We start from the raw sequence: 18694 nt of genomic DNA, 5'->3' as shown, positions 1-18694 counted from the left end.
GAGAATAGGAAATTTTGGAGTGGAAATCTACAAAAAATCGATAAGATGCATTTTGAGCTATGTAAGATGCAATAGAGGTGTTCCACATGCGTTGAGACACCTCAAAATAACAGCTATTCCTCTAAGCTTTTTCTTAATAAATGGAGCTTTTCATTAATCTCATTTGATACTTTCTTATCTTGTTGCCAAGAGAGTAGACGGACTATGCAATAAATGACTGCAATCTGAATGGCAAGAATGGATTTGCTTATTACACTATCTACAATTCCAGTTATTGAAGCAAGAGTAATTAATAATGCCTCTAATGCTAAGAAATGAATCACCATTCTTATACGACTGTTTTTTTCACTTAAATTATTTGGAGAATATAGTATAAACCCAAGTAGTGAAGCGAAAAATGAAAATGCCATCACAATATAAATGGATTTCAAATCGAAAGAGGCTTCTGGATAATATAGTTGGCGTAAAAACGTAAGGATTATAATAATCAGCGCAAAAATAATTAGGAATTGCTGAAGTACCTTTTTGATAAATTCAGATAACTGCATTTTTTTCCTCCTCTTATAAACCAAGCATCGTTTTAAGATTTGGTACGTACTTACGAGAAATCATAAGACGTTCTCCATTATCAAGTAGTGCTTCAAATCTACCGCTAAAGGAAGGTGAAATGTGAGAGATTTTAGCAATATTAATAATAGTTGATTTTGATGCTCGGAAAAATTTTTTCCCTTTGTACATTTCTTCAATTTCATAAAGTTTGTTTTTCACTTCATATACTTTGTCTTTGCAATAAATAAAAACTTTCCCTTCTACTGCCTCAAAATAATACACATCTCGAAGTTTAACTTGATGATATTTATCATTTTCATGACCAACTATAGTAGTGAGATTCAATTTTAATTGATTCACAATCTGATTGATTTCATTATTTACTTCATGACATCGAATACAAATTTCCTCTTCTTGGTTTTTATTAATCACTTCGATCAAAACTTTCATAACATGCCTCACTTTATAAATGGCTTTAATAGAATTTTAATTCATAGAAGGAAAATGCGAAATTCAAATTAATGCCAAATAATAATTAAAGCTGTATAATGGGAGCGGAATTCGTACTACTGAAGGGAGATAAGTATATGGCACAATCATTAACAGGAAAAGTTGCATTTATCACAGGAGCAGCAAGAGGAATTGGGAAGGCAACTGCATTACTTTTAGCAAAAGAAGGAGTAAACATTGGTTTAGTTGCAAGAACTGAATCATCTTTAAAAGATGTGGCTTCAGAAATTGAAAGTTTTGGTGTGAAAGTAGCGTATGCTGTAGCCGATGTATCGTCAAAGGAGCAAGTGGATACAGCAATTGCCTTTTTAACAGAAACATTAGGAACTGCGGATATTTTAATTAATAATGCAGGTATTGCATCTTTCGCTTCTGTTTTAGATATGGATCCTGAAGAATGGAAAAAAATTATTGATGTGAACTTAATGGGTACGTACTATGTAACTCGTGCTGTATTACCACAGTTAATTGAGAAAAATGGTGGGGATATCATTAATATATCATCGACAAATGGTTTAAGCGGTGCTGCTACTTCAAGTGCTTATAGTGCATCAAAGTTTGGTGTTATTGGGTTCACTGAATCACTAGCACAAGAAGTTCGCCGAAATAATATTCGAGTTTCTGCTTTAACTCCAAGTACAGTTGCTACAGATTTAGCCCTCGACTTAAATTTAATTAAAGAAAATAATGAGAGCAAGTTAATGCAACCTGAAGATATCGCAGAATTTATCGTGAATCAATTAAAGTTAAATCCACGTATTTATGTAAAAACAGCGAGTTTTATTGCAACTAATCCGTATTAATTAGATATAAACTAGTTAGCCTTAATCAAGAAAGTACTATAAACTATGAACTATAATATTTTTGTTGGAGGATTAACTAGTGAATTTAAAAAAGAAATGGATTGTATTTTTCGGTGTAATTATCATTCTTATTGCCGGAATTTTAGATATTAAATTTCAAGGATTATTCTTTCAGATGCTACCTGAATCTATGCAATCCTTCCTAAGTGATTTATTTTAACAGCAATAATTAGTCAGAGAAAATTTACGGAAAGTAAACTTCTCTGGCTTTTTTATGTTTTCATTAAAATCTGTCTCTAGTTTTAGGGTGTCCATTGACAATTATTTTCTCTAATTGTAGGATTCATTTAATAGAAAATAGATTTATATTAAACTAACGTCGATCATCAGAGAGAGGGATTTTACATGTGGATTGTAGCAGCATTGATGACAATGTTTTGTTTTGGTATTTCAAATATGATTTTCAAGATTACCTCAGGAAAAGGTTTATCAAAAGTACATTTGCAGTTTACCTTCTACCTTGCTGCCTTTTTAATCATGCTCTTCTATGGAGTAGTTGTAGAGTTTTCACCCTTTAACGCATTAACGATTATTCTTGGTGCGACCATTGGAATATTAAATGCAAACGGAAATATTCAAATGTCTAAGGCTTTTGAAAAAGGACCAGCAAGCATTACTTCTCCATTAATTAGTACAAATACGATTATTCCGTTATTAAGCGCGGCACTTATTTTTCATGAACATATTACTCTATTACAATGGATCGGTATTATAGTAATGCTGAGTTCTGCTGCAATTATTCAATATGTACCAAGTAACAATATACAAATTGATTATAAGCCATGGCTATATCATATTTTATTATCGATTGGTTCATTTGGTATACTTGGTATACTAATGAAAACTTCTTCTAACTTACATATTGATTCAGTTAATATTCTTGTCAGTATGTATGGTGGTGGTGCTGTCTATCTATTTATAAATAGCTTCATCATTAAGGAAAAATGGCAGCGCACTGAATTTGCATTAGGTACTATGATTGGTTGTATTAGTGTAATAGGTTATAGTAGTTATTTTTTCGCTTTAAAAACTGGCGTTGCAAGTATCGTCTTTCCAATAGTCAGTTTAAGCTGTTTGGTTGTCGTTTTAGGCAGTTGTCTATTATTTAAAGAAAGACTTAAAAGTTATCAAATTATTGGAATTCTTACAGCTGTTGCAGGAATTGTATTAACAAAGATCTAATAAGGAAGCCACCATTCATTTTCAGAATGGTGGCTTATTTATTACAACTTTATTATTCTATCGTGGTTGTTGCAGTTATAAAATTCAGTATTTCTGACATTAGATTTCACACCTTCACTAAGTGGCATGTAACCAACATTTGTTTTTATGTAGGAAAGAAAGAGGAGAAACATATTTTAAATGGTAAAATAGTCCAAAAATTTAAAAACCATAAAAAGGTAAAAATATTACTTACAGATAATGTAATATTTTGGTATTATCTTTTTAATTTAATATTATTGTTCTAATAACGTTTATTAAAATTACCCTTAAGAAGGTGGAAAAACATGTCGATGTCACTGAAGAAAAAATTAGTTATTCTATTGATGTTATTAATGACAGCTATCATTGCTTGTACTATTCTATTTTCTTTTATTGAGAGTTCAAAGATGAAGAGTAACTCTCAAAAACTAACTAATGAAATTGATCAGCAATCAAAAGAATTAGTCAGCCAACAATTAGAACAGTTAACAAGTTCGATTTCAAATCATATAGTGACTGTAGAGCAAGAGATTGATAAGAATATGTTAAATACAGCCTACCTTATTCAATATATGGACTCTACAAACAGCCTTTCTACTGAAGACTTAGAACAACTAAAACAACAAACAGGGATGGCAGATCTCTATTTAACAGATGAAAATGGTATTTTTACAACAACTACTGAAGAAGCGGCAGTTGGCCTAAATTTATTTGATATTTGGGATGGATATAAAATGCTTCTTACAGGGGAATCTACTTATTTACCTTCCAACTTAAAGATTAAAGAGGAAACAGGAGAAATTTTTAAATTTACTGCAATCCCTAGAACAGATGGTAAAGGCATTATAGAAACAGCATTAAATGCTGAAGAAATTGAAAGATCCATCTCAACTTTTATTCAACAAGATAACACGATCCAAAGTCTATTTTTAGTTGATGCATCTGGTCTAGTATTAACTGAAAATATTAACGGTAATTATGAAGGGAATTGGAAAAAAGGCGTAACAATCAATGATCAAAATGTACAAGCCGTAATGGAAAATGGCGAACCCATTTTAAAAGTACAAAAAGAACAAGTTTCTGAGATTTATTACCCAATAAAAGTTGATGGGAAAACGATATACGTCATTTATTCTCAAATTGATGCAAATCCATATTTTCTTGCATCATTATCAGCTAATGAAGCGTTAATTGATGGTTATGGCAAACTAAAAATGTACCATTCGGACATTAATTTATGCATGAAAAAACCACTTGTCAACATTATCCAATAAAGTTACACTCCTCGTTGGACCAACAACGTTTAACAGGAGGTAATATAGGAGATGTTGCAAGTGGTAGAAATTAATTATATCAGACATGAAGTTAATCATAAAGGGCGTTCCTACAAGGAAGTTGCAGAAAGCGTAAATCATGATCAACGTACAGTTAAAAAGTACGCTGATTTAGAAGAGTTTCCACAAAAGTTAAAGCAAAAACGCAAATCGCCCGTATTAGATGCCGTAAAACCGATCTTAAATAGTTGGCTTGAAGAAGATTTAAAAATGAAAAAGAAGTTCCAGCGTACTGCAAAACGCATGTATACGCAGTTAGTTGAGGAACATGGATTTAAAGGTTCAGCAAGAACTGTAAGACGTTATGTTAGCTCGCGAAAAGAAGAGTTAAAGAAAGAAGCAGAAAGTGCTGTACTTCCATTAGAGGCGCATAAAGGTACTGCACAAGTTGATTTTGGGAAAGCCCCTTTTAAATATGCAGGGGAAATAATAGATTTACCATTTTTAGTAATGTCTTTTCCTTATTCAAATACATTCTACTTTCAGGTATTTCCATCCGAAAATACAGAATGTCTATTAGAAGGTCTGCAACGTATATTTAAACGGTTAGGTAGCGTACCTAAAACAATTCGTTTTGACAATCTTTCACCTGCGGTTAAAAAGATTCACGCAAAGGGAGAGCGTGAGTTAACGGACATGTTCGAACGTTTTGTTTTACATTATGGATTCGAATATGAATTCTGTAATCCTGGCAAGGGAAATGAAAAAGGACACGTTGAAAACATGGTGAAGTATTCACGAAACAACTATTTATTACCTGCGCTATCGCTTACAGATTTAAATGAATTGAATGAGCAATTATGGGAAAAGGCTGAGAAAGACTGGGAACGGATTCACTATGAAAAGAAGCGAAAGCAGTCTGAACTTCATTTAGAGTCCGTCGCAAAACATTTAGTTTTACCAGAAAAGGAGTTTAATTGCGCTCGTATCATGACTGCGAAAGCAGACAAATCTGGATTTGTGCACATCGATTCAAAACTTTATTCTACTTCACCGCGTTTTGCGCAAAAGAAAGTGTTCGTAGAAGTTCTGTATGATGAAATTCGGATTTTAAACGAAAACTATGAATGCATTGTAAAGCATCCGAGATTGTATGGCAATCAGGCCAAATCTATGGTTTGGCAACCTTATTTAAAATTATTGGCACAACGGCCAAAAGCAATTAAATATTCGGGTGTATATGATCATTTACCATCAGAATGGCAAGCCTATTTAAAAGCCTCTACGGAAGATGAGCAAAAGGCAGCACTATCACTTTTAGCAGAATTAATGACCGTAGCTACATTTGGTCAACTAAACGAAGCGTTGATGACCGCATCTAGTAATGGGCATCCTTCGGCTGAACAAATTAGGCAGGCTTTTAATGCACAAAAATTCAATCAGCAGCTCTATCAGGACATTCAAACCTCTGAGGAAATCCCTAAACTGCCAGAAGTGACTAGAGGTTCAAGTCACTATGATGATCTTTTTAAAATGGAGGAGAAATCATGACGCAGCTACTAGAGGATTGTGCAAAACGTTTGAAATTAAGTCAGTTACGTTCACATATTGCGGAATTAACCGCTGATCAAATTCAGTTTCTAGAGCAGCTCTTTACACGAGAAATTGAGCATCGTGAAGCAACAAAACTGAATTTATTATTAAAGCAGGCGCAGTTGCCTCAAAGTGGTCATGAGCCGTTTAATTGGCAGCATGTGCAACTAGCCAAAACATTATCGAAAGAGGATTTATGGGATGGACAGTTTATCTCTGAAAAGGAGAATCTTATTCTTTACGGTGGTGTAGGCACTGGAAAAACTTACTTAAGTCGTTGCATTGCATTAAATGCCATTACTAAGTTTGGTCATAAAGTACGCTTTTACACAATTGCAGGACTCGTTAATCAACTGATTGATGCGAATCAAAAAGGGCAGCTGAATAAATTAATGAACCAAATTGATAAATTAGACCTCCTTATTCTTGATGAGCTAGGCTATATTCCGTTAGGAAAAGAAGGGGCAGAGCTTCTCTTTCAAGTGATTTCGATGTGTTATGAAAAGCGTAGCGTCATTATTACGACGAACCTTCAATTTGGACAATGGAATCATGTATTTGGGAATCAAATTTTAACAGAGGCGGTAATCGATCGCTTAATCCATCATTCACATTTAATCATCTTTACTGGAGAAAGCTATCGATACCGTAATTCTAGTATTCGAAAATAAGTAAAAATAGTGTTGGCAAGTGGTCGCAAAATTAATGACCATTTATTACATTTTTTGATTGCCAAATGCATTAATTGAGGCGCAAGGAGCATTTACAAAATCTAGTACAAATATAGCAATTGCAGTAATAGTAGTAACAGTGTTATTCATCAGTCTATTAATTTTTATCATTACAAAATTCTCAAACAAACTACAAAGATTCTCTGGAGTTTTAAGAAATATGAGAACAGAGGGAGATTCTGTTTCTGTAGGTACTAGAGATGAAGTAGAATTGAAAAAAATACAAGAATCTATCCAATATGTAATTGACGAAAGCAAAAATGTATTTAAAACAATTGAAAAAAGCACAGAAAATTTAACGTATGTACAAAGTGATTTTAAAGATAAAATGATCCACATGTTAGAAAATATTGGACAACTTTCTCAGGCAGTTCATGATTCTGCTATTATTAATCAAAAGCAATTAGAAAATGTAGAATTAGGAAATGAAATCGTTTCTAAAATGAGCAATGCAGTAAATCAAGCAAGTGATATTAACATTAAGTTGAAGGATGTCTCCGTTAAAACAACGAATAATGCTAATAACAGCATTGAGGGACTTAAAAAAATGTCAGACTTTATTAAAAAGATTGGTTTTGAGACTAACACAAACCAACGAAGACTTGAAAAGCTACAAAATAATTCTACTGAAATTAGTAGCATTATTTCAGTGATTCAAGGAATTTCTGAACAAACGAATCTCTTAGCTTTAAATGCATCAATTGAAGCAGCAAGAGCAGGAGAAGCTGGGAAAGGTTTTGCTGTAGTAGCAGAAGAAGTTAAAAAGCTTGCAGAAGACAGCAAAGCTGCTACGGAAAAAATAGGGGAAATTCTACACGAAATTCAAATTGATGTAGCTGCTACAAATGAAGCAAACTTAGAGCTAACAGATTTTATAAAAGGTAGTCATACGGATGTAGAAGCATCTGTTGATCAGATTGAAAACTTGATTAGTGAAACGAAAAACACTGCTACTGAAATTAATAATTTAAATATGCAATTTGCAATTTTATCATCCAATGAAAAAGATGTTCAACAAATCTTTACCCATTTAAATGAAAGTATTGAAAGAAATGCTGCCAATAGTGAAGAGTTACTTTCAATGATTATTGAAGTAGAAGAGACATTAGAAAAATTAAAACAATTATTTGAAAAGGTTCATAATAGTACAATTGAGTTAGAACAGGTAATTGCATATTAATAAATAACCCACTCGAATCCTATCGAGTGGGTATGTTTTTTTAAAACTTACATATATATTTAGATTAATGTATGTCCTAGCTTGTTACTTTTAATTAGAATAAAATGATAATTAAGGAATGATGAAAATGTTTAAAGTAATGGGGGAGAATATGTTCTTAGAAAAACTGAAAAATCAAATACAGCAGAATAAATTTCATTTTATCGGTGAAGAGACAGCTTTTAAGTCAGCAGTTTTGATTCCCCTTGTGGAAATAGAAAATGAATGGCATATCCTTTTTGAAGTACGTTCCTTCACTTTGAGAAAGCAACCTGGGGATATTAGTTTTCCTGGTGGAAAGATTGATGATACAGATTCATCTCCACTAGCTGCTGCTTTAAGGGAAACTTCCGAGGAGCTTGGCATAAATCCTAAAACAATAAATGTTATTGGTGAATTAAGCCCCTATATTGCATCCCCTTCATTTGTCGTATATCCTTCTGTTGCAACACTGGATTATCATCAGCTTTCGTTCAATAAAGATGAAGTCGAAGAGGTGTTTACAGTACCTGTTAAATGGCTTTTACAATATGAGCCTTATATGCACTCAGTATCTGTTGAAATTGCTCCTAAAGCTGATTTCCCGTTTGAAAAAATTATGAATGGAGCAAATTATCAGTGGAGAACTCGTTCTATAGAAGAATGGTTCTTTGATTATGGAAAATATACCATTTGGGGATTAACAGCAAGAATTTTAAAACACTTTGTTGAGCAATTAAAGAAACTGTAGTTTATATTTGATGAGAGTCTCAAAACAAATTTTCAGACACTCCCGTTTCCCATATTACGAAATCCTATGTATACATATTTTGTGTTCCTCTTTACAATACTATGCTTTAGATAAGCATTATCTAATCTAAAAAGAGAGGAAGGGAAATATGGCAAAACATACGGATCAAAGTTGGAAACAAGATCACCCAAGTACTTTATTTAGTAACTCTGTTCAAAAGGCAGACCGCGCAGTTAAGCAGGCAATGTCACACCCACAAGAAATTGCGGTAGAGCATGCATTTAATGCCATTTCACATGCAGAGAATGCAAAAATGAATGCAATAGAACATAATGAACATATGGATATCATCGAGCAAAATATAGCACATTTAGAACAATTGAAACAGCAAATCGAGGAAGTACAAGATATAGTGGAAGATTAATTAATAGGAACGTTATTCTGCTCCAAAGGGGCAGAATAACGTTTTTTATTGTCTGTATATGGACATGTGTACTATTTAATAAGATGTTCTACTAGGAATGAGATATACTAAATATTTGAATTACTATGTCACAAATTAATTGTCACTTTTTATTGAACTAAACTGTAAAAGGTATGAAATTTTCTCTTACTTGTATATCTTTGGATATAGGTGCAAATAATGATGGCTTAAATTTTATTGTATTAATGGTATAATAGGTCACGTTAGTAATCTTACTTTAAATTTTTACTTTGTTTTTAATGATTTTATTTGAAACATCTTTTCACTAGCATTTTATAGGTATTATCATATAATAGTAGATATTTCAATCTATAAATATTAGTGTTATACTATATTGAAGATTTAATAGATACAGAAAAGGTGTGTTCTAGGACAGTCGACTTTTGAAACACCTAAGGAGAGCGCCTACATCTTTTTTGAAAAATAGGGGAGATAAGGAAGGTTATTATGAGTAACAGACATGAACAAACAGACGTTATCTTAATCGGTGCTGGGATTATGAGTGCGACTTTGGGAACGTTACTAAAAGAATTAGTACCAGAATGGGAAATTAAAGTGTTTGAAAAGCTCGAAAAAGCTGGAGAAGAAAGCTCTAACGAATGGAATAATGCAGGTACAGGTCACTCTGCGTTATGTGAGCTAAACTATACTGTTCAAAAACCAGATGGCTCTGTAGATATTAGCAAAGCTCTTAAAATCAATGAACAGTTCCAACTTTCAAGACAGTTCTGGGCATATCTAGTTGAAAAAGGCTTAATTCGTAACCCACAAGATTTTATTATGCCTCTACCACACTTAAGTTATGTACATGGGGCAGATAACGTTAAATTCTTAAAAAATCGTTTCGATGCAATGTCAAAAAGTCATCTATTCGAAGGTATGGAATTCTCTGATGATCCAGAGACACTAAAAGAATGGATTCCACTTATGATGAAGGATCGTGTATTCAACGAGCCATTAGCAGCTACAAAAATTGACTCTGGTACAGACGTAAACTTCGGAGCTTTAACACGTATGCTTGTTGACAACTTAGCACAACAAAATGTTGAAGTTAACTACAAACACAGCGTTCATAGCTTAAAACGTACTAATGATGGTCAATGGGAAGTTGTAGTACATGACCTTGATGGTTGCAAAGCGAAATATTATAAAGCGAAATTTGTATTCCTAGGCGCTGGTGGAGGAAGCTTAGAATTACTACAAAAATCTGGTATTCCTGAAGGTAAACATATTGGTGGATTCCCTGTTAGTGGATTATTCTTAGTTTGTAATAACCCAGAAATCGCAGAACAACACCATGCAAAAGTTTACGGAAAAGCGGCAGTTGGTGCACCACCAATGTCAGTTCCTCACCTTGATACAAGATATATTGATGGTAAAAAATCATTATTATTCGGACCGTTTGCTGGATTCTCACCTAAATTCTTAAAAACTGGTTCATATATGGATTTATTTGCTTCAATCAAACCACATAACCTTACAACGTTATTAGCAGCAGGCGTTAAAGAAATGCCTTTAACAAAATACTTAATTCAACAACTTATGCTTTCAAAAGAGCAACGTATTGAAGAATTACGTGAGTTTATCCCTAATGCTAAATCAGATGATTGGGATATCGTTATTGCTGGTCAACGTGTACAAGTTATTAAAGATACTGAAGCTGGTAAAGGTACGCTACAATTCGGTACTGAAGTTGTAAGTGCTGCTGACGGTTCAATTGCAGCATTACTTGGTGCATCACCAGGTGCTTCTACAGCTGTTCACGTAATGCTTGAAGTAATGAAAAAATGTTTCCCACAAGAAATGAAAGGCTGGGAACCAAAAATCAAAAAAATGATTCCATCTTACGGTGTATCATTAGTAGAAAATCCAAAACTTTTCAAAGAACTTCTTGATTCAACTGCTAAAACTCTAGGTTTAGATAAAGATCAAGCAACTTCTAATGAAGAGAAAGTATTAGAAACAGTTTAATAAACTTTGAACCTTTAATCATCCTGATGGTTAAAGGTTCTTTTCTAATTAAAATACCCTGAAACTTTAAATATAAACTTAACGCTAAGTTAAAATTTTATAAGTTATTTGACGTTCATTTCTGTTTCATATATTATTATTTTAGTAAAAGAATGTCCCGTACTTGAACGGGAGAGGTTCATAGCTGAAACCCTCTATAAAAAACTATGGAAACATGTCTATTACGCCATGTCCATAATTGGATGTGGCTTTTTATATGTTTTTATCATTTTTTATAGACGCCTCTCTTACAAGTATTGGGAAACATACATAAGGGAGGCTTTTTTATGTCTGGCAGAGGCCATGAAGAAGGTTTGAAAGACTTAACTTTACTAGGAAATCAAAATACAAAATACGCATTTGAATATGCACCTGAAGTATTAGAGGCGGTAGATAATCTTCATTCAAATCGAGACTATTTTGTTAAATTCAATTGTCCGGAGTTTACGAGTTTATGTCCATTAACAAATCAGCCGGATTTTGCAACAATGTACATTTCATACATTCCAGATAAGAAAATTGTAGAGAGTAAATCGTTGAAACTTTACTTATTTAGTTTCCGTAATCATGGGGATTTCCATGAAGATTGTGTAAATATTATTATGAACGATTTAATAAAGTTATTGGACCCTCGTTATATTGAAGTTTGGGGGAAATTTACTCCACGTGGTGGTATTTCAATTGACCCATGGTGTAACTATGGAAGACCAGGAACGAAATATGAGGAAATGGCTAATTATCGATTAATGAATCATGACCTTAACCCGGAAAAAATTGATAACCGTTAAAATAATCAACAAAAAAGAGGTTCTTAGCTGACCCTCTATAAAAAACTAAGGAGAGACGTGAATATGAGAATCTTATTTTATTTATTATCAATAGTCATTGCCAATGTAGTAACTGCAGCATTTGCACCAATGCAATTAGGGATATTTATTGTACCAATGGGAACGCTTTTAGTTGGAGCAACTTTCATTTTCCGAGATCTTGTACAAAATAAGTATGGTCGAAAAAAGACCTATTTGTTTATTTTTATTGCATTAGTTTTATCTGCGGTTGTATCTTCCATGTTAGGCGACACATTAATGATTGTAGCAGCTTCAGCGATATCATTTTTAATTTCTGAAACTGCGGATACCGAAATCTATTCACGTTTAAAAGTATCAATGGCATGGCGTGTATTCTATAGTGGAATTATTGGTGGACTTCTGGACTCAGTAATTTTCGTAGTTATTGGGTTAAGTCCATTAGGAGCAGGAGCTTTACCTTGGGAAGCAATACCATTTGCTATAGCAGGTCAATTTATCGTAAAGTCATTGATTCAAATGATTGGAGCAATTGTATTTGGGAAAATATACAGTTTAAACGGGAAACAAGCTATTACAGAATCATAATTATTTAAAAGATCATCTCTTGATGGTCTTTTTTTATGTTAGATATTAAAATTGATAAACTATATTTAGGGAAGTTGGTCTTTAAGGAGCGAAAAAATGAGATATAAACAAGTTGTACAAGGTACGTTAATTAAGAGAATGAACCGATTTGTTGCAGAAGTATCAATTAACGATAGTGTAGAGCGGGTACATGTGAAAAATACTGGACGATTAAAAGAACTTTTATATCCCGATAACAAAGTGCTTTTGGAAAAAAGTAATAACCCTAAAAGAACTACTAATTATTCAATCATTGCTGCTAATAAAAATGACAAATGGATTAATATCGATTCTCAAGCACCGAATGCAGTAATATTTGAAGCGTTAAAGGAAGGAAAAATTAAGGAAATTGGGAAAGTTGATTTCTTAAAAAAAGAAGTAACATTTGGTGAGTCACGATTTGATTTTTATTATGAAAATGGTGATGAGAAGGGATTTATAGAGGTAAAAGGTGTAACGTTAGAGAGAAATGAGGTTGCTAGTTTCCCAGATGCACCTACTTTAAGAGGAATGAAACATGTACTTGAAATGTGCCAAGCAGTTCAAGAAGGTTATAAAGGCACAATATTATTTGTAATCCAAATGAAAGGATGCAAAAGTTTTACCCCGAATCGAGAAATGGATCCAAATTTCGCTGATAGACTTTTACAGGCAGCCCAACAAGGAGTACAAATTATTGCCTATGATTCAATTGTTGAGGAAGATAGCTTATTTATAGATAAGCAAATTCCAGTAAGCTTGATTTAGGGGACTATTCCAAATAGTCCCCTAAACAAACAATTATTGTGGATAATGAAAGGCATAAATGAACTGTACAAAATCTTCAAATGGAAGGGAGGATTCACCAGGGAGCTCTCCATTTCCATTAACACTTGTTCGAATAGATTTACCCCAAATTTGTAAGCTATCGTTATTTGGATTATAAAAATAAACACGCGTTACGCCTTTTGGATCATTTTCAACACGTTGAATGAGGATAGCATGGGCACCAAGCACTTGACCTGATCGATTGTAAATTGTAATGCCTACCGGTTGAGGCAGTCCTCTGTTGACATTTGGATTATTAGTGGGGTGATAATAATAATAAAAATTATCTAGAAAATTCAAATCACTATAGATATCTGAAAACCCCGACCATATCCCTGTTATATGAAAGGCAGGATTAATCCACTTATGAGGATCTTGCCCCCGACCATCTGCAGCTTTTAACATTTCAAAGTAAATTGAATCAAGATGTGGTACTACCAAATAGGAGATAAAATCAATATGCTCCTCATCTTCTAAAGGAATTTGTGGAAGTGAGTTTGACGAGATTTTTTTCCCTTCAAATTCTATTGTCAAGTTTGCTGTTTTTAAGAAGGTGTTTATCATATTTAACAACATTGTTGGCTCATTTTGAGACCAATAACTAAGTGCTCTTGTTGATTGACAAGTAGGATTAAATCCTTGGCCAATGCCTAAAGGCGTCCCTAAAATATTAATCATTTCTGATACGATTAAGGATTTAATAAAATCAACATTTTGAATTCCCTTTAATTTATTAATATTAATGAGAATTTCTTCATGGATTGCTGATGACATTAATTGTTCTAACTCTTGGACAAATTCCTTTGTAAATATGTCCCGTTGTAATAAACAAAGTAACCCATATATGCTTCTTCGCGTATCAATAGAAATTGATGAAGAAATTAAGGATAAAATAATTGGAAGATTAGCATTTAAATTGGTCTTTGATATATTATCTACAGTTAACATACTTTCAAGTAAGTGTTGTTTTTCATTGGCGATAAATTTTAAAAATACAACATGATAAGGGGACACAAGACCTGTCTGTACCATCGTGTTTTTTAGCTGATGTGCTTCCTTAATTAAAATTGTATCATCACATGTTTTTAGTTTTATTTCATAACTCTCCAAAGTATCGGTTGCCAAATCAGTTGGAGAGTAAACAGCATTTTCATAACGAGTTAACTTCGAGTCTTTTTCTTCTAACCCGCCAGCTAACTTTTTTGCACTTGTAATTAATTTTAATATTTTATCAGTAATAATAGGCCTCTGTACGGCAAGATTATCAACTTCTTGATAAAGGTTTTCAAATACCCGTTCTGAAAAGCAATGCTCTGAAATGAACCTCAATATTTCAGATGCCTGTTCATCTTTATAAAGTTGTTTAACTCGGTTTTCTTCCGTTTCTTTCATTATTAATAAGTCGATATTTAAAGCCAATACCTTCGTTAAAAACTCGGTTGCTTCTAGAGCATTCATTTCCGGATGTACATATTCCCCTCTAGCAATTGCAAGAATTCTTAATTCACTTAGAATTTCTGCAACTTCTGTCGTTCCACCAGCTTGAAGAGTCCCTCTAACAAGGGTTGGATTTAATTTCGTTACGTCTTCCCATGGTTTTCCAATAAATAATCCAGAAGAATCAAAGAGATGTGCATACCTATAAATTTTTTCCAATCCATTTGGTTCTTTGAGAAGATCTGAGGCGAGGTCAAAAACGGTTTGCTGAAAAAACTTTTTACTTGATGTCGGTGCAAGCAGTAGATGTTGAAAGGCTTTCTGAAATGAATTCTCTGATGAGTAAAGGTAAAGTCCCATTTGTTCGTCCTCCTTTCAGCAATTTCCAAAAGTACAGTTAAAATTGTTTGAAAACTTCTTATTTTAGAATATTTTAAAATTTCGATTAATGTACCACGAAATAAATATTATTTCAAATTGTTTAACCATGAGGAATAAAAAAGACCTCGAAGAAAATTCGGGTCTTTTGTCAAATTGGTTATTAAAATGTATGATTTAGGAAGCAACCTTATTATGCCCATTCATAATTTTTGCCCCAACTATCTTTGGCTAAAGTTTCAACCTTTTCAACGATGGATTCTTCAACCATGTAAGTATCACCTTGTTCATATAAATTATAGTGATATGCATACATTCTTGAAACAAATTCATGGAACGGTAAGGATGATTCTCCCTCAAGTTCACCAAAGCCAGTCACACTAGCTTTAATACCTTGCCCCCAATTTTGAGTGCTATCATTATTCGGATTGTAGAAGTAAATTCTGCACTCGCCATGTTGATCTTTTTCGATTCTTTGGATAGAAACAGCGTGAAGTCCGAGTAATTCTCCATGGACATTTGTTAAATATATTCCCACTGGGTTTGGATACAACATTTTGTAACCTTCATTGTAGTCAGGATGATGTGTTGCATAGAAAAGTTTTACGAATGTAGGGTAGTTTGTCACTTTTAATGTTAGTGGATCGATAACATTAATAAATCCACTTGGAATCCATTCCCCATAAAATTCACGATTTACCCACTTATGACCATCTTCTCCACGCAGTAGGGTACGTTTCATCATTTCATTATAAATTCTATCAAGATGAGGAACTAGAATAATAGAAACTGGATCTAAATCTTGTAATTTTGCAGTTACAACCCCATCAAGAAGAAGGTTAGAGTTGATTAGTTCACCTTCGAATGTCATTTCGATATTATTATCGCGAGCAGCTGTTGTAATCAATGTAAGGAGTTTTTCAATATCATACTGAGCCCAAAGTGAGATTGCTCTAGCAGATTGGCAGATTGGGTTCACCCCTTGCCCAATTCCTAATGGTTGCCCAATAACACTTACAACTCCAGCAACTAAAATACCATTGATGCTAATACCATTTAATCCAATATAATTTGATAAGCCATTTTTTACTTCGGCATGAATTGGTAGTTCAAATAACTGACGTAATGCAGGAATTAATGTCTCAAGCTTAAGAACTCCTCGATTGAGCAATTTAGTAAGCCCATAAATTGCTTGTTTCGTTTCAGGATAGATAGACAGCTGAATAATATCGTGAATTAGGTCTATATTTTCGTTAAAGCTTGTGATACCAGATTCAGTTAAATGCAATGCACTTGGAATAATCTCTTGATATTTACGGTTTAGGAAACGAAGTAGAATCGCATGGTAAGGCGATACAAGTCCAGTTTCATTCATTGATTCAGCAAATCGCTCAGCTTCACTAATCAGTTCTTCTCTAGAAGCTTGCTCTAATTTTAATCGATAGTCTCTTTGATCAGCTGCTTCTAAACTTAAAGGTGTAGGAGCATCAATTGCTCTAGAGTATTTTGCAAGCTCCTCCGCAAATTTACTATCAATCTCGTCATTGATTAGTAACTTCGAATTCTCAATTAACTCAATGATTCTCTTAGTAATGATAGGACGTTGAACAGTGATACGTTTTATTTCCTGAACCATTTGCTCTGCCACTGATTCACAGGAAAGTTCTTGTTGCAGGTAGGTAAATAAATTTTGAGCTCGAATTAGATGTTCTTCTAGTTCCGATTCTTGTTCTTCAGGAAACAGTAAATCGAGGTTTAGAGCTAATACTTCATTAAGGAATGAACTTGCATGCTCAGAACTTAAGCTCTCATGTTTATAAGTTCCTTTTGCAATAGCAAGCATTCTCATTTCACTTAATAGTTCAAGAATTGAGTAGATTCCTCTTAGTCTTAGGGAGCCACCTACAAATGGAGGTTGTAACTTTGTTAGATCTTCCCAATCTCCATTCAGGAATACGCCTGCTTGGTCAAATAAATGAGCATATTTAAAGAGCACTGACATTCCTTCAATAGTAGATGCCAGTTCGTTTGCTAATTGATAAACATCTGTTTGATATAAGCTTTTTGCAAAAGGTTTTGCTTGATTCAATGTCTCTAGAGCTGTTTCAAATTTTTTCTCTAAAGGGCTGATTTTAGTTGTAGTTGTTTTTTTTCTTGCAGTTGTTTTTCTTCTAGTGGCAGTAGTTGTCTTTTTTTCTTTTATTACTGTATTCATCTTTCGAACCACTCCTTATAAGTAGAAATCATGTTTTTCGTATTGTTCTAAAAGTTTTCGCATTTCCGTACTGTCTTCCCCGAAAAAGTAAATCGAACCATAGTGATTTCCGAACCCAACACGTTCAGATACTTTAGATGTCGCAGGTAGGAACATATTGTGTTTTAAGAAATATGGATGTTCCTTCAGTTCATCAGGGATATTAAGCTTAGAGATGGATTTTACTTTTGGATAGACCATCAAATTTCCGGAGTGTCCTTTTGCTGAAACAACTTCTTCTGGGAAGAATGCTTTTAATTCTTCATCAGTTGTTTCAGGATCACAGCATAATATTTGACCTTGATATGGACTAAATCCATATACTCTTTCAATATGCTCAAAAATGTGACCGCCTGGAATACGTGCAGCAACCTCACCAAAGTAAATTGTTCCATTTGGTGTAATGAAGAACTCAGGATGCAATATACCATTTTCTACTTCAAAAGCTTTTACCAGTTGTTCAATCGTTTCTCGTATTTGTGGTCGCCATTGTTCAAGTGTAGGAGATGCTGGGACGAAATTAGAATGTCCTAGTTTAACGTATTCCGTAATATTTAGGAAATGTACTTTTCCATTATGGACAAAGGCTTCGCAAGAAAATTCTTGTCCTTCTAAGTGGCTTTCCATAAGAAGTGGGAATTCAGAATCATCAATTTCCTCAATATCTTCTCTTTTTTTAATCATTCGGTGACCTACAGTACCTGCTTTATCAAATGGTTTTACATGGATAGGTTCGTAATTTTCCTCATCCATATTTAATAAAGCTTCATTCATTCTTTTTAGAAAATGTGCTACATCTTCTTTATTAAAAGCTTCTTCAAAGACACCTACACGAAGTCCAGCTAAATGTGCTCTTCGTTTCATTAGTGATTTATCACGAAGAAGTAAGGATTTATTAAAAACTCTAGGATTTTCCCAAAGTAATGAATTTAACATACCTGCCCATTCCACGGTTTCTTCATATATTGGAACTGCAACTTTTGTATCAAGCTCTTTAAGTTTTTCATAAAGTTCCATGGAGTGCTCAATTGGAACATCGAATTGCCATGGAACAAATTGTATTCCATTTTTATCAGCAAAAGGCTTAAATTCAGGAGGACCGACAACGACATAAGGGCGGTTCATTTTATCAATCGCCTCAATCGCCTGTAAACTCCATCCTAAAAGTGCTGTTGTTTTTCCGTGAATTTGTTTCATCTCCATAATTCAACCTGCCTTT

At 33.6% G+C, this 18694-nt stretch carries 18 protein-coding genes and 2 riboswitches; of the genes, 13 read left to right on the top strand and 5 right to left on the bottom strand.

What is annotated here, in order from left to right; all coding sequences use genetic code 11:
- Positions 1-113 precede the first annotated feature (113 nt).
- A complete protein-coding gene (locus tag NKR20_RS18050) occupies positions 114-548 on the bottom strand; it encodes a DUF3021 family protein (protein WP_121215039.1) in 435 nt (144 codons plus the stop codon).
- Between the two features lie 13 nt (positions 549-561).
- On the bottom strand, positions 562-999 hold the full coding sequence (locus NKR20_RS18045) for a LytTR family DNA-binding domain-containing protein (RefSeq protein WP_121215040.1): 438 nt from the start codon (positions 997-999) through the stop codon (positions 562-564).
- Between the two features lie 137 nt (positions 1000-1136).
- Here NKR20_RS18045 and NKR20_RS18040 point away from each other — a divergent pair, with 137 nt between their 5' ends.
- From NKR20_RS18040 to sfsA, 13 genes are all read left to right on the top strand, one after another.
- Entirely contained in the window at positions 1137-1862 is a 726-nt protein-coding gene (locus NKR20_RS18040) for a 3-ketoacyl-ACP reductase (RefSeq protein ID WP_121215041.1), read from the top strand.
- 79 nt (positions 1863-1941) lie between these two features.
- Entirely contained in the window at positions 1942-2082 is a 141-nt protein-coding gene (locus tag NKR20_RS18035) for a hypothetical protein (protein WP_170148437.1), read from the top strand.
- Positions 2083-2267: 185 nt separating this feature from the next.
- Complete coding sequence (locus NKR20_RS18030; RefSeq protein WP_253427968.1) at positions 2268-3104, top strand: DMT family transporter; 837 nt, start codon at positions 2268-2270, stop codon at positions 3102-3104.
- A gap of 326 nt (positions 3105-3430) precedes the next feature.
- A complete protein-coding gene (locus NKR20_RS18025) occupies positions 3431-4399 on the top strand; it encodes a cache domain-containing protein (protein ID WP_253427966.1) in 969 nt (322 codons plus the stop codon).
- A gap of 51 nt (positions 4400-4450) precedes the next feature.
- The gene (gene istA, locus NKR20_RS18020) at positions 4451-5950 is read left to right on the top strand and encodes an IS21 family transposase (RefSeq protein ID WP_097075058.1); all 1500 of its coding nucleotides are present in this window, start codon (positions 4451-4453) and stop codon (positions 5948-5950) included.
- Positions 5947-6663 (top strand): IS21-like element helper ATPase IstB, encoded by a 717-nt coding sequence (gene istB / locus NKR20_RS18015; RefSeq protein WP_121216053.1) that lies wholly within the window; start codon positions 5947-5949, stop codon positions 6661-6663. Before istA ends, istB begins: the two co-directional genes overlap by 4 nt.
- Before the next feature lie 58 nt (positions 6664-6721).
- A complete protein-coding gene (locus NKR20_RS18010; RefSeq protein WP_253427964.1) occupies positions 6722-7903 on the top strand; it encodes a methyl-accepting chemotaxis protein in 1182 nt (393 codons plus the stop codon).
- A 151-nt stretch (positions 7904-8054) separates the two neighbouring features.
- On the top strand, positions 8055-8672 hold the full coding sequence (locus NKR20_RS18005; RefSeq protein ID WP_121215045.1) for an NUDIX hydrolase: 618 nt from the start codon (positions 8055-8057) through the stop codon (positions 8670-8672).
- 148 nt (positions 8673-8820) lie between these two features.
- Positions 8821-9096 (top strand): hypothetical protein, encoded by a 276-nt coding sequence (locus tag NKR20_RS18000; RefSeq protein WP_121215046.1) that lies wholly within the window; start codon positions 8821-8823, stop codon positions 9094-9096.
- Positions 9097-9603: 507 nt separating this feature from the next.
- The gene (locus tag NKR20_RS17995) at positions 9604-11127 is read left to right on the top strand and encodes a malate:quinone oxidoreductase (protein WP_121215047.1); all 1524 of its coding nucleotides are present in this window, start codon (positions 9604-9606) and stop codon (positions 11125-11127) included.
- A 167-nt stretch (positions 11128-11294) separates the two neighbouring features.
- Positions 11295-11341, top strand: a riboswitch (PreQ1 riboswitch).
- 112 nt (positions 11342-11453) lie between these two features.
- The gene (queF, locus tag NKR20_RS17990) at positions 11454-11954 is read left to right on the top strand and encodes a preQ(1) synthase (RefSeq protein ID WP_121215048.1); all 501 of its coding nucleotides are present in this window, start codon (positions 11454-11456) and stop codon (positions 11952-11954) included.
- A 10-nt stretch (positions 11955-11964) separates the two neighbouring features.
- Positions 11965-12009, top strand: a riboswitch (PreQ1 riboswitch).
- Between the two features lie 8 nt (positions 12010-12017).
- Positions 12018-12560: a VUT family protein gene (locus tag NKR20_RS17985; protein ID WP_121215049.1), complete on the top strand. Its 543-nt coding sequence runs from the start codon at positions 12018-12020 to the stop codon at positions 12558-12560.
- Positions 12561-12656: 96 nt separating this feature from the next.
- Positions 12657-13346, top strand: coding sequence for a DNA/RNA nuclease SfsA (sfsA, locus tag NKR20_RS17980; protein ID WP_121215050.1), 690 nt, complete (start codon positions 12657-12659; stop codon positions 13344-13346).
- Positions 13347-13379: 33 nt separating this feature from the next.
- Here sfsA and NKR20_RS17975 read toward each other — a convergent pair whose 3' ends face one another.
- The 3 genes from NKR20_RS17975 to NKR20_RS17965 form a co-directional block, all read right to left on the bottom strand.
- Positions 13380-15203: a hypothetical protein gene (locus NKR20_RS17975; RefSeq protein WP_253427956.1), complete on the bottom strand. Its 1824-nt coding sequence runs from the start codon at positions 15201-15203 to the stop codon at positions 13380-13382.
- Positions 15204-15414: 211 nt separating this feature from the next.
- Positions 15415-17436 (bottom strand): hypothetical protein, encoded by a 2022-nt coding sequence (locus tag NKR20_RS17970; RefSeq protein ID WP_253427954.1) that lies wholly within the window; start codon positions 17434-17436, stop codon positions 15415-15417.
- Between the two features lie 15 nt (positions 17437-17451).
- Positions 17452-18678 carry an ATP-grasp domain-containing protein gene (locus NKR20_RS17965; protein WP_253427952.1) on the bottom strand — a complete coding sequence of 409 codons (1227 nt, stop codon included), beginning with the start codon at positions 18676-18678 and terminating at the stop codon, positions 17452-17454.
- Positions 18679-18694 lie beyond the last annotated feature (16 nt).

The organism is Ureibacillus endophyticus (assembly GCF_024159215.1).
Classification (GTDB): Bacteria; Bacillota; Bacilli; order Bacillales_A; family Planococcaceae; genus Ureibacillus; species Ureibacillus endophyticus.
Note: the sequence above shows the minus strand (reverse complement) of the source record. Positions and strands in the feature narration are given on the sequence as shown.